We start from the raw sequence: 22,390 nt of genomic DNA on the forward strand, positions 1-22,390 counted from the left end.
CGCCTGCTTGGTGTCGCGATCGACTGACTGACGTAGCGATCTATCGCCTGACTCTTTTAAGATACAAGGGGCGGGTTAACCAACCATAATCGCCTGAAAAAAACAATCTCAAAAACCCGCCCAACCCAACAAACAATCGAAATGTACATTCCGATTGACCGTGGGTGGGGGCGGGTTTTTATAGATTGTGGGTCATCGTTATATATTATTCGTAAAACCCGCCCCTACCGCAACGTACATTCAACCCCAAAATCTGCTACAATCTCCAGCAACATCTCACCCACCCAGCCAATGTTCCGACAAATTTGGCAAAGAATCCTCAACCTGTGGCGGCAAATTCAGCGACATTTCCGCAAACGAGCACCCTCACCGCCAAAGCCAACTCCGATTCGCACTTTTAGGGAATACGAACAGAAATTTTTGCAACTGTTAGAGGGTGTTGAACAAGGCTGGAGTCGGGGCGAAATTAAAGGCTTTTTAATCGGCTGCAAAATCAAAGATGCTGAGTGGGCAAACTGGCTGCAAGAATTTGGAGACAGGTTGCTGGTATCGCCGGAAACTAATTTAGAATTGGGTGGGCGAATGGTGCGCCTGGGTGAGATGAATTGCGGGAGAATTAGTGAGGTTGCTGGGAATATTGGTAGGCAATTGTTGGTTGGGAAGAGTTTAAATCCGACTCCTGTGGATGATTCATTAGTGATAGGTGAAAATATTGTTATTCCCTTGTTGGAAAAGAAGAGTTTTAGTGTTTCTTCTACAGATAATTCATCGGCTGCTAAGCAACGCGATTCAACTTCGCAGTCAGAATCTATAGCAAGAGAAGTCTGTCAAGAGGCTATAGAATTATATAACCAAGGACGAGAACGTTATTATGCAGGAGATTTAGGTGAGGCGATCGCAGCCTTCGAGAAAGCCTTAGAAATTGACCCCAAATACCACTTGGCATGGAACGGGCTGGGCGCTACCCTAAATGGTTTGGGCCGCAACAGTGAGGCGATCGCAGCCTTCGAGAAAGCCTTAGAAATTGACCCCAAAAACGACTTAGCCTGGAACGGGCTGGGCAATGCCCTAAATAATTTGGGCCGCAACAGTGAGGCGATCGCAGCCTTCGAGAAAGCCTTAGAAATTGACCCCAAATTCCACTATGCCTGGAACGGGCTGGGCAATGTCCTAAGAGATTTGGGCCACTACAGTGAGGCGATCGCAGCCTACGAGAAAGCCTTAGAAATTGACCCCAAATACCACTTGGCATGGAACGGGCTGGGCAATGCCCTAAATGATTTGGGCCGCAGAGGTGAGGCGATCGCAGCCTTCGACAAAGCCTTAGAAATTACAGGCAATCAATACTGGGAAGCTTGGTTCAATCGAGGTTTGGCATTTATCAAATCCGGGCGCTACATTAAAGCCATTGAAAACTGGAATGAAGGCTTGCAGAAATATCTCCCCAGCAACCGCCACTATCGCCTCGCTTCCGGCAAATTTCACCAGCTAAAAGGCCAAGCACACTACGAACACGGCAAACAAACAACCACTTATTTTAAATTTTTCCACAAAGCCAAAGCCAGCTACGAACAAGCCCGCGAATTCTTGAAATCTCCCCTCATCCCAGAAACTTATTTAGAAGTAATGCAGGGCTTAATTACCGTCTGTGGCAGCTTGGGAGATGCCAAAACCAGCGAGTACCTTACCGAAGCTACTACGGCGTTAGAAAACTTAATTTTAGACGAAACTCACCCCGAAATCAAACTGCAACTTCAGCGCAAATTTGCCGGACTTTACCAACTAGAAGTCGATATCCTCGTCGAGTCCGGCGACAAGGTAAATGCACTGGAAAAAGCCGAATTGCGGAAAAACTTTTGCCTGCAATGGATGCGCGCAGCTTCACAAAACCGCACCGATAGCCCGACTTATCCCCAAATCCGAGACTTACTGGCAAACACCACCGAAACGGCGATAATTTACTGGCATCTCAGCCCAGTTTCCCTGACTGCTTTTATCATTACCCTAGAAAAGTTTGAAGTTATCTGCACACCTGTCACCGATATATTCGCCAAACGCAACAGTCAAAGTTTAGAAAAATGGCTGGAAAACTGGAAAACCAACTATCAAAATTACTGCCAAACTACCAGCAAACAGCAAAGCAAAGAATCCCATCCCTGGCGCGAGTCAATGACAGCGCAATTGCCACAACTCGCTGACATCCTCAAAATTCCCGAAATTTGCACCCACCTCACCAATATCCAACACTTAATCTTAATTCCCCACCGCGACTTGCACCTGCTGCCCCTTGATTCTCTGTTTTTTCCTCCCTTTTTCGCAGACTCTTTTACAGATACTCTGCAAATCAAAATCCGCATAATTACCCGCCTGCCCAGCGCCCAAATTGCCATCCAACAGCAACAGCAAAACCCCACCGCAACTGCGCCAAATTCACTGCTGATGGTTGAGCACTCACAAGGCAAAAGCGCCTTAAAATTCACCCAAATAGAAGCCGCCGCAATCAAACAAATTAACCATACTCACCGCGCCTCCAATGCAACCACCAAAACCGCAATTATTGAAGCACTAAAAGCCAATAGCGGCATCTTTCATTATACAGGCCACGCCTACCACAACACCGAAAATTCCGCCTTACTCTTAGGCACCGGCGAAGAATTGACATTGACCGACATTTTACAGTTAAAATTAGTCAATTATTACCTAGTCTGCCTCAGCGCTTGCGAAACCGGCATCACCAACAAAGGCGAGTTAATCGATGAATTTGTCGGCATAGCCAGCGGCTTTTTGCCGGAGACTAATTATATTATCAGCACACTGTGGCGAGTGGACGAACGTTCTAGCGCTTTGTTAATGATTTATTTTTACCAGTTATGGAAGCAGGGAATCCAGCCGCCGGAAGCCCTGCAACAAGCAAAAGATTGGCTCAGAGAACTCACGAATGGTAAGCTAGGCGAGTGGTACGCCGGAGATTTGCTGCCTTTGCTGAGAGAGGCTAATTTTAAAAGCATATTCTTCTTTGAAATGGAAGCTTCGCGACTGCAAGAAAATTTAGATATAATAGAAGAGAAACCTTATAACCATCCCTACCACTGGGCTGCTTTCACCATCACCGGCAACGGCTAAACTAACATGACTTATCAAGAATCTACCTTATCAGGATTTGATCTGTTTGCGCCCAAAGCTTTTTTAATCTCCCTTGCCAGATTTGAAGAACCTCTTTCACCTGAGTTGATAGCAGAAGTGAATGAAGTTGGCGAGGCTCTGGCCAGTGGCGAGTTAGAAAAAGCCTCTGCACTTATTAGTATAGCTCAAAAAGATGCGGCTTTTTATGAAGATTTTAAGAACGCTTACCAGGCGTTGCAGACACTGGATCAGTCGGAGGAAAAGAATAAGTTTCTTCCTGAGTTAGATGAAAATACTCCTTCGCGGCAGACTGATGATTATAAGAATTTTTTGGCTCCTCCTTTGACTAATTCTAATCCGCAGAGTATGGCGAGGAGGTTGTTGGGAAAGGCTAGTGATTTGGTTGAACGGGTGTATCGATTGAGGTTTTAGTCCTCTCGATCCCCCCTAACCCCCCTTAAGAAGGGGAGGACAAGAGTGTTCCAAGTCATGATTTGTAAGAGGGATATAAAAGTGTTCTCAAAGTCCCCCTTCTTAAGGGGGATTTAGGGGGATCTAGACTCGACAACAAGCGACATTTATCACATATTTTATGCTCAAATTAGTTGACCCTACCCTGAATTTATTTAGCTACACTCTCAAACAAGGGTTGGGTGTCGGCGAATCGGAAACTCGCAAAACTTACCGCAGATTTTTAGCGAGTTTGTCTGAACAACTGCACAAAAAGCTAAATGTTTCTATTCCCCCGCAACAAAAACAAAAGTTTCTGGCGCTACATGAGGAAACAGTAGCCGATTTACCTTTTACAGGAAACCTGAACAACCATCAAGTTAAGGGCCGCTACCGCCGCTGGAATGTTAGCGATAATTATCAACTTTTATTTGACGGCTACGTTGATGATAAGTATCAACCTGACCAAGTTATTAAACTGATTGAAAGTTTGCAATATTTAATTCCCCAACCACCGAAGTTGGAAAATATCGGCAAAACTTGGATGCTTTCGGGTTCGCTGGAATCTGGGACTGATTTGGAAGCGGCAGAACTTGCAAAACAGGTTTACAAGTGTTTGTTTGAAAAAGATGGTGTTTCTCAAGGAAGCGGTGTGTTTTTAGGTGGGAAAGTAGCTGAGTTTTGGGGCGATAAGATTGAGGATAATTGTCAACTGCTGGTAATTTTGTATCCCGATGAAGCGGCTTGTCAGGAATGGGCTAGGGATTTTTATGTGAGTTGGCTGGATTTGCTGTGCTTCCGCCATAAAATTATCTGGGCTTATGAGAACAGTCTACTGTTAAAAGAACGGTTGGTGAGTAATTACAACCAAATTGTGGGGATGAGGAATACTTCTCGACTCAATCTCAAGAAACTGCTGGAGGCGATGGGAAAATTGTCGGAGTTTGCGATCGACCTTAATTATTTGGAGTTGCAAAATAGTACAATTAAGGTTAATCTGGAGAAGTATGAGGCTAAGCTGGCCGAAATTCAAGCCAAGGCTAGACCTACTGATGATTTGAAGTTTTTGCAGGATTTTTGCGATCGGGCTAAACAACACTATCCCAAGCAAATCCAAAAAGATATTGACAATTTTCGTCCTTGTTTGGAAATATTGCGGAGTCTGACTGATACAATTAGAGGTACGGTAGAGATTAGGAAAGCTGAGAGCGATCGCACTTTTCAGACAATAGTCGGTATAGTCGGAGTCGGGCTGTCTACTGCTGGTACTGTAGGTTCTGCGGCTGCCAATTTCAAAACGGAAATCGAAGCAAATCCTACGATCAATACTGCCATAAATACGTTTGTACCAATTTTCGATCCGGGTTCGGGATTGAGGGTAATTATGGGATTTAGCATTCTATCAGGGATAGCAGCTAGTCTGCTGACAGCGATAATTATAGTAGTATGGCCGCGCATTTTTCGCCGTTAGTCTCGGTTGACGACATAACCCCGATCGCGCCCCACGTCCTTACAAAATAGCGATTATAGTTGCTAAAATATTAACAAGCAAAGCACTCCCAATTAACGATTATGACTGCCATCCAAGATCCGACCATTAAAACGACGCCCTTTGACGATTTAATCGCCGATTTCAATAAAATAAGAAGTCTATACACAGTAGAAGATCCTCTAGAAACTTTTAAGTTAATCATCGAGCAAGAAGTGATGATAAATTTAATTTTAGGAGCTCATTCTCACATTCGAGAACTATTTCCTACGGAAAGATTAGGCTTGGAAGTGAAAACAGATCCAGAAATTGCCAACTGGCGATCGCTGTGGATTACCATTTACACCAAACTCGAAGTCGATGAAGCTTTTGCAAAATTAAACATTCTTGATGATAATTGGTGGCTAGATGCTAAAATAGCTGCCCCCAAAAATGATTTACATATTAGCCTTGAATGGGAGTCAAATGAGATTTGATTGGTCTGAATATTTGAATTTAGCTCAAGAATTATCTGCTACAAATAGTGACAGTTCAGCTAACAGGGAAGCCAAGTTGCGATCGGCGATAAGTAGAGCATACTATTCGACATTTTGCCTAGCGCGAAATTACTTGCGCGACATTGAAAAAGACCCAAGACTTTTTCGTAAGAATCGCGATATCAACGAACATCAATATGTAGCAGAGGCATTTATAAACCACAGAAGTAAAAATAAAAACATGGTCAAAATAGGTGAAAATTTAAGCAGATTGAGAGAACTTAGGAATAAAGCTGATTATGAAGATACTATGTTTAACTTACCCACACAAGCGAGAACTGCGTTAAAGCTAGCTGACAATATTATTGCAGTGTTAAGTAACTTAACTGAATAATCCGGCAAAGGGGAAGTGAACCCAATAAACTTTAATGGCAACTCGTGCAAAAACCCGGTTTATTGAAGAAACCGGGTTTTTTAAGACAATTACCTAACTTTTACCGTGACCGTTTCCATTGCCGCCAGTCGTTAGCAAAACCCGCTTAGCTAAAGGTTCCGGCACTTCTTGCAGTCGATCGAACTCCCAATTAAAAAATCCTACTCCCATTGTCTGCGATCGCAATTCTACGATCAAATTCTGCATTTCTGCGATCGGCAAATAAGCAGAAACTGCATCCCATCCCTTCCAGCCTTTTTTACCTTCGTAGCCGAGAATTTGGCCGCGGTGTCCGCTGACCAACTGCAACACCTTTGATGTACACTCGTTCGGAGCGCAAATTTCAACTTTGGCGATCGGCTCCAGCAATGCCGGTTCGCACTTGGCCATTCCCTCCTGCATCGCCAAACGCGCCGCTTGCTTGAAAGCTTGTTCGGAACTGTCCACAGAATGGTAGGAACCGTTCGTCAGCGTCACCGCTACGTCTACCACCGGGAAACCCAGCGGGCCGCGGTCCAAATACTCGCGGACTCCCACTTCCACGCCGGGAATGTACTGTTTTGGGACGACGCCACCGACTATTTTGTCGCTAAAGCTGAAACCTTCTCCGCGAGGCTGCGGTTGAATGTCTAGGTACACGTCGCCAAACTGTCCGTGTCCGCCACTTTGGTGTTTGTAGCGCCCGTGGATGGAAGATGCAGGTTTGCGGATGGTTTCTTTGTACGGCACTTGCGGTAAGTGAGTTACCATCGGCAAGTTATACTTGCGGCGCAACCTTTCTAAAGCTACTTTCAGGTGGATTTCGCCTTGACCCCAAAGTATAATTTCGTGAGTGTCGCCGTGCTGTTCCCAGACTAAAGATGGGTCTTCTTCTAGCAATTTAGCTAAAGCCGAGCTCAGCTTAACTTCATCGTTGCGCTTTTCTGGGACGATCGCCAGTGCGTAGACAGGCGGGATGATTTCGGCTTTTGGCAATTCTTCCGATCGGTCTAGCGCCAGGGTATCGCCTGTTTTCACGCCTTCTAGCCTTCCCAAAGCCACAATTTCCCCGGCGCTGACAGACTGCAAACTTTGCGTTTGCTGGCCGGTCAAGCGGTACAAACCGTTAACTCGAACGCCGTTCAAAATTGCTCCGTCTGCCAGCGTCCCCCGCCACATTCTCACTAACGATAGTTTGCCTCCCTGCGGCGTGTAATAGGTTTTGAGGATTTGAGCCAGAACTTTGTTTTCACTTAGTATAATGCAGCGGCGATCGGCTGTAGTTTCCGGTGTCGGCGCTTCCCTCAGCAAAGCTTCCAGGAGGGGCCGCACGCCGAAATCTTGTTCGGCGATGCCGATGAATACTGGCACAATTAAATCTGCGCCTAATTCCATCTTTAAATCGCGGGTAATTTCTTCGGCGTCGGGATTGATTTCTTCGAGCAATTCTTCGAGTAAATGGTCGTCAAAATTCGCCAATTCTTCGAGCATTTGCTGCCGCGCTGCGCTTTCTTGTGCTTTGAGGTGTTCTGGAAGCGGGACGGGATCTGCGGCGGCGCCCGGATGGTAGTGGTAAGCTTGTTCGGTTACTAAGTCGATAAAACCGATGATTTGTTCGTTTTTGCCGATCGGATATTGGTGAGGTACGATCGGTCTGCTGGAAACGGATTTGAGCGCCTCGATCACTTCGGTGAAGTTGCTGCCGCAAGTGGTTTCGTCTGTGCAAGCCCGATCGATCTTGTTGATGAAAACTAAGTGGGGAATTTCCCAATCGTCGAGGAATTTAAACAGGGGTGCGAGGGTTAAAGTGCGATCGGCTTGCGGTTCGCAAACAATTATCGCCGCATCCACACCAATCAGCGCATTGTAAGTTTCTTGGACAAATTCTATCGAGCCCGGACAGTCGAGAAATGTGAAGCGGACGCCTTGATATTCAGCGGTGGCGGCGTTTACTTCTACGCTCATTTGGCGATCGCGCGCTTCGGGCGAACTATCACCTATTGTGTTGCCATCTTTGACATTTCCTTTGCGGGTAATTGTCCCTGTCACCGACAGCAAACTTTCGAGCAGTGCGGTTTTACCGCTTAAATAAGGGCCAACAATTGCAACGTTCCGCGTGGCCCCAAGGACTTTTTCGTTCATATTGCCTCCAACAGAAAACTTGTTTTCCATTGCTCTTGGTGCAATCTGTTCTATACCATTTTCTAGACTTTTTCTAGGTTAACTTTTATTGCAGTGTCGAGCAATTTCAGATTTTGGTATGATTCTATACTTTTGACGCTAGCGTATTTTGAGTGACGCAAACACAATTGTATTTTTTCTTAATATTTTGAAGTCTTAACCGCAGATGAACGCAGATGAACGCGGATAAGACTCTCGTTCCCAGGCTCTGCCTGAGAACGTATTTCTAGAGGCTCTGCCTCGATTTTAGCGGTTTTTAGTGTCTAATTTCTCACCAGTCGCAAACCGCTTAAGGTTACTATTACTGTAGGGGTGCATCTCAATGAAGGCAAATACATCAAATTGAAAGTTGACAGTTGAGATAAGCACAGCGAAGAGAAAGGAATTAGGAAACGTTCTCACTATTCCATTGCGCTCCCGATATTTTCACCCTTAATCCAATACGTTTAATTGTTAATTCAACTGTTCCCGAACCAATCGAACTTATGGATTATTATTTGTAATATTGGTAATAGATTATTCGGCAGCGATGGCTCTCTATCTAATTGCAAAACGTTTTTAATGCTTGACATTTAAAGTCTTTAAATGAATTTATAAATTCATCAACTTTGCCTTGCCATAACATATTTTTTGCTGGTTTTAATTATTTTATTAAACCCCCTACCTTGTAGAGATTTTATTTCAGATGATACCAATCAAAGATTTCTTGTCTTTGTTCATTATCTCCAATTTCTTTAAATATCTTCCAAACCCCGGCATGACCATCTCAACCGACAATACATAGGGTGTAGTAATTTTTGGCTATTAGTCCAATCAATTAAATCTTGATTATTTTGAAAAAATGCTCCCGAATAAACCTTATCTAAACACACGGCTTTATAGTCTTTCCAGTAACACCCCTCTCCCTTGGCTTCGTTGCTTAGTCTGACTTTACCGCCATCCAATGTAATTTATTTGTTCAAAGAGTATGGCAAAAAGAAGTGTTTATATTCTAAGTATTACTCCGATTTTTAGGGTTTAAGAGAGCAATATCGGACTTACTTACTCAGGGTGCTATCACCCATAAACAAGATTTGGATTCTCTTTTAACCTAAAAAATTCGGAGATTCAAGCCAGAGCAATTAACCGCAAAAGGTACTCAGCTACTCAGCATTGTGTTTGACCGTGGTGAGTATATCTTGTACTTTTTGAAAGGGAAGCTCAGTTATTCTGGCTGCCGATCTCGCGCTGAGGCTGCACCTTTGACTCGTATTTTTGGTTTGCTGGTAGCATAAGCACGAATCAAGGCAGATTTCTTAAGCCGTTTGACCCCACTCAAAACCAAGAGTGCAAACAGCGTTCCTATCAAACTCATCACCCACAAACCGCAGCCTGCCGCTGCACCTAATCCGGCAGCCAACCAAATAGTTGCGGCGGAAGTTAATCCTTTTACTTCAGCTTTACCAACTGGGTATTGAGTTTGTTGCAGAATGATTCCGCCCCCCAGAAAGCCTACCCCTGTGGCAACTCCTTGGATAGTTCGGCTCAAAGCATTGGAAGAGGAAAAGGTGCTGTCGCCATCCATCTGCAAAGGAATCATTACAAATATAGCTGCGCCTAGACTCACGATCATAAAGGTTCTTAAACCTGCTGGTCTACCTGGCTGCTGGCGGTTCATGCCGATCGCGAAGCCTACCAGTAGTGCAGCCGTCAGCCTAAAGGTGACTGTTTGCCAATCGTTGGGGCTGAAAAAGATAGAACTCATTGCCTGTACTCCTACTTGAACTGGCTCTTCACGCGCACGCATTCCCAGGCGTGGCAGGCTGACTCAATCTAACTCCGGTTAGTCGCTGGATTTACTAGGGAATCAGGTTAAGTTTAAGTTAAGACTAAGTTAAATTCAAGTAGAGGTTCGGCTCGATGTGCGGCCCCGAAACGTCAAACGCTGGAACTCCCATGCTTTGTTCAGGCGCTTGGCTAATAGGTTGCAGACAAATATCTGCGGTTGCAAATTTACATCGTTGCTTCTTCCTTCACCACTTCCCCAAAGCCCCCCAAACAGTACCCGAAACCACCCCCCAAATCGCCCCCAAACCAGCCCCCACGATCGCCCCCGCCACAGGCCCCAACTCCACCGGCACCCCAGCGCTGACAGCCGGAAACATCGCAGACACTCCCGCACCCAACACAGCACCCGCGAAAGTCCCCAAAAAACTGCCCCAAATCGCCCCCAAAGCCCCACCTTTCATCCCCGAAGGCTGAAACGAAATCGGCAGCTTCGGCGAAAACCCGCAAAAACCCAACAAACCCCCAGAAACCACACCTCCAACAGCACCCACACCAGCCGCCACGATCGCCACACCCAGCAACAAACTTGCAAACTCGTTCACCGGCCGCATCTGACCGTAATATTGCTGCCAAACCACCAGCCCAGCCCCCAAAAAAACACCTGCCAGAGTTCCCAAAAACGCTCCCCAGACCGCCCCCAAATACCCTCCCCGCCGGCCCCACACCCTGCCCACCGGCAGCGCCAGAGGAGGCTGAAAAGCAGCCCAAACACAGCCCCAGACAGCACCAGTCACCGCACCCGACAAAATCGCCTCTCCGATCGCCGGATTGTTATTAATCGCCCCAGAGACGGCACCGCCGATCGCCGCTAAGAAAAAAGCCCCCCAAGCCGCCCCCACCAAAACTCCTCCCCACTTCCGCCAAATCTGGTTCGGCGACAAAGTAAAAACGCCCCACATCATCCCAAAAAAACAGCCCCAAATCAAACCGACAAAAATCGCCCCCAAAATAGCGCCGCCGCCCTCAGCGATTACCGAAAAAATTCCCGACACCGCCGCCAAACACAAACTCCCCCAAACACCTCCCCAAGCAGCATCCTGAAAAATGCGCTCAAACTTGCCAACTGGAACCCGAGGCGCGGGAGTCCGACTGCGAGAAGACATCGGCATCGGCAGCAACGGCACTGCGTACTGACCGAGGGGGCGCGGCAGCCCCGTGGCGGGCTGTTGTCGGCGCACTGCGGGCTCCCTCCCGACGGGCGGGGGTTGGGGCTTTTTACGCTTGATTTTCGCGGGCTGCAAGTGCAATCCGTTGCTGACTGCTTGCCGCGAAGGAAACGGATCGCGCCCTTTGAGGAGTTTTGCCCGATCGCACCAAGGGCACCGACTGAGATGATTTCCGTATTTATGCTGACTGTTTTTGCTGCAACTAATTAAAGAATCTTCCGCTTCCCGAATCGCATTCACCCAAGTTTTCGCATCCGGGCGCGCCGAAGGATTGCCGTGCCCTTCCTCAAAACAGCGGATAAACATCTGCCGCAGTCGCGGATGCAGCATCTCGAAAGGAGGCGCAGCCGGCATCGGGCGGTAGGGAATCCGCTTCGTACCGGTGGGGAAATGGCCCGATCGAATTCTCGCTTCCAAAGACGGCGGTTCGTCGCTACCGAGATAAACTCCCGAAAACGGGTGCGTACCTTCCATCAGCAATTGAAAAATTAATACCGCTAAACCGAACAAATCGTGCTCTGGAGCTCGATCGATATCGCGGAAAGTCTGCCCCTGCAACTCCGGCGGCGTAAACTCGGGTTTCCCCACGGGACACCGATAAACGTAACCCGTATAAGGATCGCGCACTTGAAAAGAATCGGTGTCTACCAGCGTTACCAACGCCGTATCCGTCACGAGAATGTTCGACTCGTTTACGTCGCCGATGACGTAACCCCTGACGTGGAGGGCGTTTACAGCCGAGGCGAGGTTTCTGGCGGTACGGTGGAGGTAAAGATAGCTAAATAGCGGTTTTTGTTCGCGCCTGGTTTTGGGAGTGTAGAAAGTGTGTACCGGCATCACTTTGTTGACGCGCGGCATCACAAAACCGACGATTTTTTCTCGCCCGCCGACAGTATGCAGCAAATCGATCGGCCAAGCAATTGAAGCGTGTCCCGGTTCCGCGATCGGTGCATCCGGCGGCATACTGAACATGACTGTGAGTTTGTCGCCGTCTTCGTCTGTCGGTCTGTGGTAGATTTTTGCTACAAGGGACGAGTCTTGGGCGATCGGGTAGATGCGACCTTCACCCCCGCTGGCGATCGCGGTTTTGGTGTCAATAGCAATCAGTTGTCCGCTAAATTGGCGCTGCAACTGCATAGAATTCCATTAGGGGATAGAGGATGGGGGAGTCATCAGCACTCAATACATTCAACTTGCACATTAAATTTTACCTTTGTGTTTGTCCGATGGGCGTCCCGTCCGTCCGTCCCCTGCAAATTAAATGTAAAGCAGCTTCAAATCCACGGACAATAACATCCTATCCTCCATTTTTTGTCTGACGGTCGATGTTACCTGACAATTATCGCTGTTGAGGCATTCCACCAGCAAGTTGTGGGCATAATAATACTGTTTCAGCAATGTTTTCTGTTGGGGGCAGAAATCTAAATTGTAGCCGATCGCGCTTTTGAATTTTGCCATCCAACAGCGACCGCACTCTTCGCGCCACTTTTTCCAGTTTTGCAAATCCGGCATCTGAGTCTGAAATTCTTCCAGCAGTTGTTTTAGTTCTGGTTCAATGTCTAGCCCCAAGATGCCAACTAAGAGACCCGCCACATCACAGTCACAAGCCAATTTCAGAGATCCGCTGACCTCGGCAAATTCTACATTTTTTCTAGCGCTTGCAAAAGAATTCCTCAACTTACGAACTTTCGATTTATCAAACTTCTGACTCGGATCGAGAACGCCTGTCAAAGTCAAATCGAGGACGCAAACCAAGGCTAAATAAAAAGCGCGAATTTCCGCCGTTTTTAAATTCGTTTTCACTGACTGAGACTTTTGATTTGCCCAGAGTAGCAACTGCTGCAAAGTTTCATCTTTAGCTGCCATACTGTCTATCTTTTGTTGCATCAGCAGCAAAAAATCGTCAGCCGGTTGCAAAATGCTGGCCACTCTCAAAAATTCATTTTTCCATTTTTTATCTGTAATCCTGCTGACCAATTCCGGCAGCGATTCTGGGTCTGCACTGTCAATCAGATATTCTGGTTGAGTGTCGGTTTCCTCTACCAGTTCGTCAACTGCGGTTGTAATAAAGTTATCCACCAACCAATCGCGAGTGCGCGAGAAATTGCTCTCCAATTCCAGGTAATGACTGCCTAATTTTGCCTTAAAGTCTTTGGGAAAAATCTCTTTGGCTACTAACATATTTTTCCAGCGAGTTAGCTGGCTGGCGTTGCGTTCGGGAAAGCGGTTGTACAAATAGTCGAGCGCGATCGCATCTAGAATGTCCGCACCCAGGATTTCCCGCCGTTTGACCTCGTTTCCCGGCACAATTTGTGGCTGCCAAGTTAGATAAAGATGCTCGCTGACTGTTTTTTCAATCAAACGCTCAATCAGCCATTTTCCCGCACGGAAAAAGTCGCGGTCGTACTCTAAGTAAATCGCGCCAAACAACGCCTCAAAAGTCTCGGGCAAAAATCTATTGTACTCGCTTTTGTCTGTGTTTTGACTCCTCCCGACGCGCCAACTAAGTTCGTTCAAGTTCAAAGTTCGTGCAAATGCCGAGAGTTTTTGATTGTCTGCTAAACTAGCTTTTAAGGTTGAGATAGCATCCGGAGCGAGGTCGGGATATTCGCGGTACAGATAATCGGTAACAACAGCACCAAAAATCGCTCCGCCTAAGAGTGCAAGCCTGTTGTATTTAACTTCTTGCCAAGCGGGATGCTCGTGCAAACGAGCGGGGTAATGGCTGGTATGGGAACCCCGAGTCAATGCAATTTCCAGCAGCTTAATTTGCTCAAAGCTGCAAATGTCGATCGCTGCTTTGACTGCTTCAATATCTACCTTTTTATTTTTTATTATTTCTAATTCTTCTTCACATTTTCCCCACTTTTCCAACCAATCACCGCCAGCATCTTCAACATACAAATCCACAAAATCTACCCCGTAATTCATCCATTCATCCTGCATTTTTCTGGCTGCTTCCAGTTCTTCCCAGACTTTTTGCAAGTTATTTTCAACGGTGTTCGTACCTTGTACTGTCATAGTATTGAGTTTGCTGTAATTTGATTTTATTTCCAACAATTTCACCGCCATTAAATCAAATCTCAATTTAATTGAGCCCGAGTTGCTAGTTATATGACAAGATTGATTCCTGCGGTAAATATTCCCGTTGCTTAGCTTTCGTATCAAGCACCTGTTGCCGCTGTCTGTCATACCCCTCCCGGAAACAGAAAAGGAGAGGAAGAATCTTCGCGTAGCCTTCTCTTTTCCGGAAGCGGGCTGGGGGTTAGGTTTTTGGCATTGTCGAGAATTGTGCAATATGTGAGTTAGTCAAAATTTCTTCTTCACCCAGTTTTTAGCAGTCGAAATATTCTCAGCAGCAGACCTGGTTGATTTACGGGAATTTCAGGTAACGACCTGCGGGTAAATTATCGCTATTATATAATGCAATGTTAACTAACTGGTTCAGGAAATTTGCATCGTTTCTATCATAACTTAAAAATAATCCTCTGTCAATCCCCCAAGCTTGAAGAGTTTGTTGCCAATTTTGATATTTTTGTTCAGAGAATTCATCCGAAAGAGTAGTGACTTGAATGCAGAGGGGCTGCTGTTGGCGGTTGCTAACGATCGAATCGGTTGCCATAGAAAGATCTGCAACATAGCGATACAAAACAGTTCCTTGGCGATCGACAATTCGGGCTGCGATCGCACGAATTACGATATCATCACCCGGATCGAATTTGCCGGCCTTGAGTTTTTGTTTCCAGATGTAAAATTTGCGATCGTTTTCGCTCAGCCATTTAGGAAACAGATAGCTGTACCAATACCTTTCCCCCGGAGTCATTAACTCAAAAGCGGCTTGCTGTTCTCTTTCCGAAGGTAGAGATTGAACTGCCAGCCAAACCTGAGAATCTCGGATAAGCTGCAGCAAAAAAGCCATCACAAATTTTTTAGCCGTTAGCGAACCGGGTTTAACATCTTTCACCCAGCGATTGATTTCATCCAATCTTCTCGCCAAACTCGGATCTATTGGATCTGCTGCGCTAATTAGGGAGTTGAGCTTATCCTTAATCTCTTGTGCTTGCAAACGACGACCTACTGTACAAACTAAAGCAGAATTGTTGACACCTCGATTTTATTATAGAACCGCGCCAAATTTTCACCGCTGATTACACATCTCCGAAAATTGTTGGGGGTAAGTATCCTGCCAGCCCTTAACTTTATTTGAGGAGATGTCTATTGAGTAGCTGCGGCTGATTCCCGCAGGCGCTGGTACAATAAAACAAAATAAACATTCATCAACGGCCCGGCTAAAAACCCTAGTAGATTAGCTGCAAGCTGATATGTTACGGATTTCGCCGTCGGATCGATTAATAGGCAAATCGATAGTATTGGCACAAAAACCACAAAAATTATCAGCAAAGTGGATCGAAATACCAACCACCAACGCCCTTTAGTTAATTCCCAACTGCTGCTAAGACTGTCCACGGCCGAAGAGTTATCAATAACGGTAGCGTAAGATGAAAACATTAACCGATATGATACATAAACCCCGGGAATTATGAGTGCAATGAAGCCAGCGCACACCAGCAGCAAACACATAATATAAACCGCAATTAGTTGTAGCAATCTTCTGTTTGCTTGATTGAAAGCCTGACCCACAGTTACTTGATTTTTTGTGAAATCTCGGTAACTGTAAAAAATCATGGCTCCAGACAATAAAGGAACTACCACGAACCAGTAGATAATATTGAAAGCAACACCTGCTGAACCTAGCTTGCCAAACCTATTGAGTCCGACAAATATCAAAATTGGAGAGTTGATGAGCAACAGCGGAGCGTATCTAGAACCTATATTAGCAAAGGTTTCTCGCAACAGGCTTCTGGCACTAATTCGTGAAGCTGTCATAAGTTTTTATCCGGCTTTTGTAAGTGGATTTTAACATATTAAGTGGGCTTTAAAAATAAACATTACATGGGAGGGTAGGAGAGAATACTCATCAACTCGCTGGTATCTCATGATCCTACGCTAAACCCGCCCGGACAAGATACTATTTTTGTTAGCCCTTACCTACTTAGACATTATTAATTAGAAAAAGTTGCTAACAATAATGTTAAGTCATCGTCGGTGCGTTCGGAAACACGGGGCGATCGCAAAAATGACTCTAACTGCTGTTTCGCATCTTCCTCTTCTTTCCACTCGCCAGAAAACCGAAACAAAGGCGCAAAAAACGGCCCGTGCGGCGTGCCTTCCGGGATTTTGAGAGCTAGCATTTGCAAGCCGTCGGAAAAAACGGCCAAGTGCCGCAGTTTTTCCCGCAATACCTGAAATTGCGCTGTTTCGATCGCATTCGGCGAAATCAAAAAGATAGTTTCGTTGATGTATTCGCCGCAGGGAGGTACAGTCAGGGCGATCGCATTTCCTGCACTATCACCCGCTACCGCCGCACCGTCGCCGATTTGAGCAACTGCGATTAATTCCGGCGTAGCAACAACCGCAATTAAAGTGCAGGCTAAATCTCTCGCAGCCACTTCCCGCACAGCCGCTTCTGCTTCCACCTGCGCCCGCGCGACTTGCAGCGATGCTGTCAAGAATACCTGCCATTCATCGTCATTTTGAGGCAGCCTTTCCTGTTGCTGGCAAATCGTTTCGACAACCGCTTCCACAGCAATTTTTGCCCCAACTTCTGCGAGTGCTGCGGAACCTGCGCCATCGGCAACCGCTGCCGCTAAAACACCGTTTGGCAAGAGACGCCAGCAGTGGGCATCTTGACATGGCTGCGATCGTTTTTCGTGGCTCGTACCTATCACCGATGCCGCTACAACTTGCCAATTAAAGGATGAATTCTCCATTAATAACTCTTTTATTCAAAATTTCGTAAATTCACAACTATGAAAAGTTAGGGGGGTTTATTTATCCCTAATTATGTAGGGTGCGCACTGCGCACCTTACGCCCAATGTAGCCTAATTACCGCTTGTCACTTGCTAATCACCAATGAGCAATGACTTCCAACTAATGACTAAACTGTGCCCCATCCGGGTGGTGGCAGTGCTACTTGTTCGTCAATTTTTGAGTGAGAAACTCTCTGCATACTAGCCGACAGCCAGATGAACATCTCTCTAAAGTCTAATCCTCTCAATTTTACAGGCGTGCGCTCGACAATTTGCGCGAGACGGGCGATATTAGCACCTTCCACTCCGACTGCAAAAAATGCCACGCGCTTGTTAGTTTCTTCCTCTTTAATCCGCTGTGCTGCTATTTCCACAACATCGTCTGATTCGCCTTGAGGTTCGCCGTCGGTAATCATAAATACCCACGGGCGATAGTAGGTAATGCCGTTGTTGCGGTATTCGGATTTGCGGGCGGCAATCGTGTCTAGTGCTTGCTGAATGCCTGCACCCATGTGGGTTTGTCCTTGAGCTGTCAGCAGGGGAGTCTCGAACTGGTCGGCGGTTACGAAGTCTTGCACGACTTTGATATGATTGTCAAATGAAATAATCGCGACTTCTACTCGTTTTTTAGCTAGTTCGTCTTTAATGAGGTCAGCCCTAAAGGTTTCTAGCCCCTCATTCAAGGCATCTATAGGTGCGCCTTGCATGGAGCCGGAGGTGTCCAGCAGGAGGACGCAGGGACAGCGCGGCTCTGGGTTTTCGGCAAATTCTACGGCTTCGTCTAGTCTCATGGTTCGGGGTTGACCTGGGAGTGGCTTGATTTCTAGGTTTGTTACTTTACTCTATCAAGTCTGTAACAAATTTAAGTGCAAATTGCTAGGGCGATCGCATTTTACCATTTACGTGAATCGATTGTAGATTTTTAATTGTAGATTTTAGATTTTAGAATTAGATGTCTGCGGTCAAAAAAACAAATTCATTCCTGCCTGTGGTAATATAGACTAATAGTATTACTGCAAAATAAGGATAAATCTTATGATTGCAACAGTCACGCAAAAATTAACCTTTGACCAATTCCTTGTAGAATGTCCAGAAGATGGACTCTATGAACTGGTAAACGGAGAAATTGTAGAGATGAAGGCCACAAGAAATCATGATGATGTTGCTAATTTCATGTTATTTGGCTTCAATGATGAAATCCGGCGACTAAATTTGAATTATGTAGTCAACACCACAGCCGTTATCAGAACTGTAACTAAAGCCGGAATCGAACAAGGACGGAGACCGGATGTCAGCGTAATAGATCGCGATTTGTGGCGCTCGAACCGTTCTGCTTATTCTGCCTTACGAGAACCAATTCAACTGGCAGTGGAAGTAACATCAACAAATTGGGAGGACGATTATACAGACAAATTGGACGAATATCGGCGTCTCGGAATTCCTGAGTATTGGATTGTCGATTATTTAGCAATTGGTAGCAGGGAATTTCTGGGAAATCCCAAAGTTCCAACTGTATTTGTCCACCTTTTGGATGCAGAGGGCAACTATCAAAGAAGCGCGTTTAAAGGCAGCGAACGAATTGTGTCGCGGACTTTTCCCGAATTAACGCTGACAGCAGAAGAGGTGATGAATGTTTAACTTTGGTCAATCCAGCTAGCCAGACTATTCTCCATAAAAAATTACTGAAAATATGAAATCTATTTCTGATAAAAAACTTTCCGATCGAAAAGCTATTAGTCCTTGGAGTTACAAACCTTGGTGGTGTCAGCCTTGGTCGATTATTTTAACTGGTACTAGCCTGATTAGCGGTAGTTGGTTTTTATTAAAAACTGTTTGGATAACTGTTTTAGTCGCGATTCCTTTATTAGCTTGGATGGGTTTTTTCTTGTTAGTTTGGCCGAGGTTGATGCTGTCTAGCGGAGTTTTAGATTCCGATGCAGATTAGGTTTTGGCGGCGCGCACCTTATGTTTAGGGTAAGGTGCGCAGTGCGCACCCTACGTTTGAGAGTTTCCCAGTTTAGGTTTGGGGGTAATAGTCTTGAATTGCTTTTACTTCCATCGGATGGGATTTGAGCGATCGAATTCCCGCTGCTGTCGCTTTGGCACCGGCTATTGTGGTAATAATCGGGATTTTGTAAGTCAAAGCTGTGCGCCGGATAAAGATGCCGTCGGCCCGGGATTCTTCGCCGGAAGGTGTGGTGATAATTAGTTGAATTTTCTCATTCTTGATCGAATCCAACAAATTCGGCCGCCCTTCGTGCAGTTTCAATTCCAAATCTACCTCTAAACCTTGCTCTCGCAAAACTTTGCGTGTCCCGTGGGTTGCGACTACTTTGAAACCCAATTCTAAGAATTCCTTGACAACTGGTAAAACTGCTATTTTGTCCCGATCGCGCATCGAAACCAGCACGGTTCCCGACAGCGGCATCAATTGTCCCGCGCCGAGTTGAGCTTTGGCAAATGCTTTACCAAAGTCTGTGTCAATCCCCATTACTTCGCCAGTAGATCGCATTTCTGGCCCCAACAAAGTATCAGTTCCCGGGAACTTAGCAAACGGCAATACAGCCTCTTTCACGGAAATATGAGTGGGTACAATCTCTTTAGTAAAACCCAAAGCTTCTAGAGTTTGACCAGACATGACTCGCGACGCGATTTTCGCTAGTGGAACTCCGATCGCCTTGGACACGAAAGGTACTGTCCGAGAAGCTCGCGGATTAGCTTCCAAAATGAAAACTTGTTCCCCTTGAACTGCAAATTGAATATTCATCAACCCGATCACTTTCAGGGATTTTGCTAATTCTACAGTCCAGCGGCGGATTGTTACCAAAGCGGAGGCCGAAAGCGTTTGGTAAGGGATAGAACAAGCAGAGTCGCCGGAGTGGATTCCCGCTTCTTCGATATGCTCCATAATACCGCCGATCGTCACATTGCCAGTAGCATCGGCGATCGCATCTACATCCACCTCGATCGCATTCTCCAAAAACTTGTCAATTAAAATCGGATGTTCCGGTTCTACGTGTACCGCAAAGATCATGTAGCGTTCCAGTTCCGTATCCGAATAAACAATTTCCATGCCCCGCCCGCCCAAGACGTAACTCGGCCGCACCACCACCGGATAACCGATCCGTTGAGCTACTATTAAAGCATCCTCAAAACTGCGCGCCAAACCGTTAGCGGCTTGCTGAATATCTAATTCCCGCAGAATCTTTTCAAACCGCTCCCTGTCTTCAGCAGTATCAATGGAATCCGGCGAAGTTCCCCAGATTTTTGTTTGTACGTCGGGGTGATTTTCCAGCGCTTTTTGTAAAGTAACCGCTAATTTCAGCGGTGTTTGGCCGCCAAACTGAATAATTATTCCCTCTGGATTTTCTGCTTCGATAATGTTGAGAACATCTTCTTTTGTTAGCGGTTCAAAATACAGGCGATCGCTCGTATCGTAATCCGTCGAAACCGTCTCGGGGTTCGAGTTGACCATAATTGTCTCAAAGCCGTCTTCTCCTAGGGAATAGGAAGCGTGACAGCAGCAGTAATCAAACTCAATTCCCTGTCCGATGCGGTTCGGCCCGCCACCTAAAATCATGACTTTTCGTTTGGTAGAAGGCAAAACTTCCGACTCCGGCGGGAGACTGTGGCCCACAGGCGAAACTTTCTTTTCTTCATCGCCCAAGTCCCAAATTGCCGCTCCCGCTTCGTAGGTGGAATAATAATACGGTGTAAACGCTTCAAATTCAGCGGCACAGGTATCGACTGTTTTGTAAATCGGGATTACGCCTAACTGTTTGCGGTAAGCGCGGACTTCATCTTCTGATGTTTTGGTGGCGTAAGCAATTTGGCGATCGCTAAATCCCAACTGCTTTACTTCAAACATTGCCTCTTTTGTCAACTCTTCCAACGGCGTCCGTTTCAAGAACTTCTCAGTTTCCAGCAATTCCTGCATTTTATCCAAAAACCAAGGGTCGATAGCTGTGAACTCAAAGATTTCTTCTACCGACATTCCCATCATCATCGCGTGGCGGACTGTAAAAATGCGATCGGGATTTGGCGTCCGCAATCCGGCGCGAATTTGTTCCAAACTCGGCAACTTTTCCGGTTTGTCGCACCCGAAACCCGCGCGGCCTGTTTCCAATCCCCGCAGCGCTTTTTGGAAGGATTCGTTGAAGCTGCGCCCGATCGCCATTACCTCCCCAACAGACTTCATTTGCGTTGTCAGAGTCGGTTCGGAACCGGGGAACTTTTCAAAGGCAAATCGGGGAATCTTCGTCACCACGTAGTCAATTGTCGGCTCAAAAGACGCCGGAGTTTTCTTGGTAATATCGTTGGAAATTTCGTCTAGGGTGTAACCTACCGCTAATTTTGCCGCCATTTTGGCAATAGGGAAACCAGTTGCTTTCGAGGCCAAGGCGGAGGAACGGGAAACCCGAGGGTTCATTTCAATAACGATGAAATCTCCGTTGACAGGATTGACGGCAAATTGAATATTGGAACCGCCGGTTTCAACTCCGATTTCGCGGATAATTTTCACCGAAGCATCCCGCAGGCGCTGATATTCTTTGTCTGTGAGAGTTTGAGCCGGGGCGACGGTGATAGAATCGCCGGTGTGGACGCCCATCGGGTCGAGATTCTCGATCGAACAAATAATCACCACATTATCTGCCAAATCCCGCATTACTTCGAGTTCGTACTCTTTCCAACCAATCAAAGATTGTTCGATCAAAATTTGGGATACTGGACTGGCGTCAATTCCGCCTTGTGCCATTTCTTCAAACTCTTCTTGATTGTAAGAAATGCCGCCTCCGGTGCCGCCCATTGTAAAAGCAGGACGAATAATTAAGGGATAACTGCCGATTTGGTGCCCGATTGCTTTGGCTTCGTCGAGAGTGTTGGCAATTCCAGAAGGGCAAACGGCGACCCCAATTCGCGCCATCGCTTCCTTAAATAATAGCCGATCTTCTGCCATTTCAATTGCTGGCAACTTAGCACCAATCAACTCGACGTTGTATTTTTCTAAAACGCCATTTTTAGCGACGGCCACTGCTAAATTTAGCGCCGTTTGACCGCCCATTGTCGGTAAAATTGCTTGAGGTCTTTCTTTAGCGATGATTTGTTCGAGGATTGCCGGCGTTAGAGGTTCGATGTAAATGCGATCGGCAGTTTCCGGATCGGTCATAATCGTTGCAGGGTTGGAATTGACCAACACTACTTCAAAACCTTCTTCTCGCAAAGCTTTGCAAGCTTGCGTCCCCGAATAGTCAAACTCGCACGCTTGGCCGATAACAATTGGACCGGAACCAATGAGAAGAATCTTTTTTAAGTCTTGACGACGGGGCATAGGTTCGTAATTGGTAATTGGACAAGATTAACGATAAATTTGACATTTTGCACCAATTTCCACAAG

General features: G+C 46.3%; 16 protein-coding genes and 1 pseudogene. 7 read left to right on the top strand and 10 right to left on the bottom strand.

Translation table 11 applies throughout. From position 1 onward, the window contains the following. The first annotated feature begins 291 nt into the window (after positions 1-291). From QUB30_RS24670 to QUB30_RS24690, 5 genes are all read left to right on the top strand, one after another. Positions 292-3,123 carry a CHAT domain-containing tetratricopeptide repeat protein gene (locus tag QUB30_RS24670; RefSeq protein WP_333338831.1) on the top strand — a complete coding sequence of 944 codons (2,832 nt, stop codon included), beginning with the start codon at positions 292-294 and terminating at the stop codon, positions 3,121-3,123. Between the two features lie 6 nt (positions 3,124-3,129). Continuing rightward, on the top strand, positions 3,130-3,555 hold the full coding sequence (locus QUB30_RS24675; RefSeq protein ID WP_333338834.1) for a hypothetical protein: 426 nt from the start codon (positions 3,130-3,132) through the stop codon (positions 3,553-3,555). A 160-nt stretch (positions 3,556-3,715) separates the two neighbouring features. Then, complete coding sequence (locus QUB30_RS24680) at positions 3,716-5,044, top strand: hypothetical protein (RefSeq protein WP_333338837.1); 1,329 nt, start codon at positions 3,716-3,718, stop codon at positions 5,042-5,044. Positions 5,045-5,145: 101 nt separating this feature from the next. Then, positions 5,146-5,538, top strand: a complete 393-nt coding sequence (locus QUB30_RS24685) for a peptidase (RefSeq protein WP_333338839.1) — start codon at positions 5,146-5,148, stop codon at positions 5,536-5,538. Then, a complete protein-coding gene (locus tag QUB30_RS24690; RefSeq protein ID WP_333338841.1) occupies positions 5,528-5,932 on the top strand; it encodes a HEPN domain-containing protein in 405 nt (134 codons plus the stop codon). Before QUB30_RS24685 ends, QUB30_RS24690 begins: the two co-directional genes overlap by 11 nt. Before the next feature lie 93 nt (positions 5,933-6,025). Here the strand turns inward: QUB30_RS24690 and QUB30_RS24695 are convergent, their stop codons facing one another. The 9 genes and pseudogenes from QUB30_RS24695 to QUB30_RS24735 all read right to left on the bottom strand — a co-directional run bounded on the left by QUB30_RS24695 (position 6,026) and on the right by QUB30_RS24735 (position 17,786). After that, entirely contained in the window at positions 6,026-8,092 is a 2,067-nt protein-coding gene (locus QUB30_RS24695) for an elongation factor G (protein ID WP_333338845.1), read from the bottom strand. 424 nt (positions 8,093-8,516) lie between these two features. Further along, a pseudogene (locus QUB30_RS24700) lies at positions 8,517-9,081 on the bottom strand (ISKra4 family transposase); the annotation flags it as partial. 254 nt (positions 9,082-9,335) lie between these two features. Continuing rightward, a complete protein-coding gene (locus tag QUB30_RS24705; protein ID WP_333338847.1) occupies positions 9,336-9,917 on the bottom strand; it encodes an MgtC/SapB family protein in 582 nt (193 codons plus the stop codon). 226 nt (positions 9,918-10,143) lie between these two features. Further along, the gene (locus tag QUB30_RS24710) at positions 10,144-12,261 is read right to left on the bottom strand and encodes a DNA-binding protein (RefSeq protein ID WP_333338849.1); all 2,118 of its coding nucleotides are present in this window, start codon (positions 12,259-12,261) and stop codon (positions 10,144-10,146) included. A gap of 120 nt (positions 12,262-12,381) precedes the next feature. Beyond that, a complete protein-coding gene (locus tag QUB30_RS24715) occupies positions 12,382-14,145 on the bottom strand; it encodes a ribonuclease III domain-containing protein (protein WP_333338850.1) in 1,764 nt (587 codons plus the stop codon). A 352-nt stretch (positions 14,146-14,497) separates the two neighbouring features. Continuing rightward, complete coding sequence (locus QUB30_RS24720) at positions 14,498-15,190, bottom strand: hypothetical protein (RefSeq protein ID WP_333338852.1); 693 nt, start codon at positions 15,188-15,190, stop codon at positions 14,498-14,500. A 149-nt stretch (positions 15,191-15,339) separates the two neighbouring features. After that, a complete protein-coding gene (locus tag QUB30_RS24725; RefSeq protein WP_333338854.1) occupies positions 15,340-16,011 on the bottom strand; it encodes a hypothetical protein in 672 nt (223 codons plus the stop codon). A 176-nt stretch (positions 16,012-16,187) separates the two neighbouring features. Then, positions 16,188-16,955: a PP2C family serine/threonine-protein phosphatase gene (locus QUB30_RS24730; RefSeq protein ID WP_333338858.1), complete on the bottom strand. Its 768-nt coding sequence runs from the start codon at positions 16,953-16,955 to the stop codon at positions 16,188-16,190. A gap of 168 nt (positions 16,956-17,123) precedes the next feature. After that, the gene (locus QUB30_RS24735; RefSeq protein WP_333338860.1) at positions 17,124-17,786 is read right to left on the bottom strand and encodes a VWA domain-containing protein; all 663 of its coding nucleotides are present in this window, start codon (positions 17,784-17,786) and stop codon (positions 17,124-17,126) included. 244 nt (positions 17,787-18,030) lie between these two features. Here QUB30_RS24735 and QUB30_RS24740 point away from each other — a divergent pair, with 244 nt between their 5' ends. Further along, entirely contained in the window at positions 18,031-18,633 is a 603-nt protein-coding gene (locus tag QUB30_RS24740; protein ID WP_333338863.1) for a Uma2 family endonuclease, read from the top strand. Positions 18,634-18,685: 52 nt separating this feature from the next. Continuing rightward, positions 18,686-18,940 carry a DUF6737 family protein gene (locus tag QUB30_RS24745; RefSeq protein WP_333338866.1) on the top strand — a complete coding sequence of 85 codons (255 nt, stop codon included), beginning with the start codon at positions 18,686-18,688 and terminating at the stop codon, positions 18,938-18,940. A gap of 72 nt (positions 18,941-19,012) precedes the next feature. Here the strand turns inward: QUB30_RS24745 and carB are convergent, their stop codons facing one another. Beyond that, positions 19,013-22,324, bottom strand: a complete 3,312-nt coding sequence (gene carB, locus QUB30_RS24750; RefSeq protein ID WP_333338869.1) for a carbamoyl-phosphate synthase large subunit — start codon at positions 22,322-22,324, stop codon at positions 19,013-19,015. Positions 22,325-22,390: the final 66 nt, after the last annotated feature.

This window comes from Microcoleus sp. BROC3 (genome assembly GCF_036702515.1).
In the GTDB taxonomy this organism is placed as follows: domain Bacteria; phylum Cyanobacteriota; class Cyanobacteriia; order Cyanobacteriales; family Microcoleaceae; genus Microcoleus.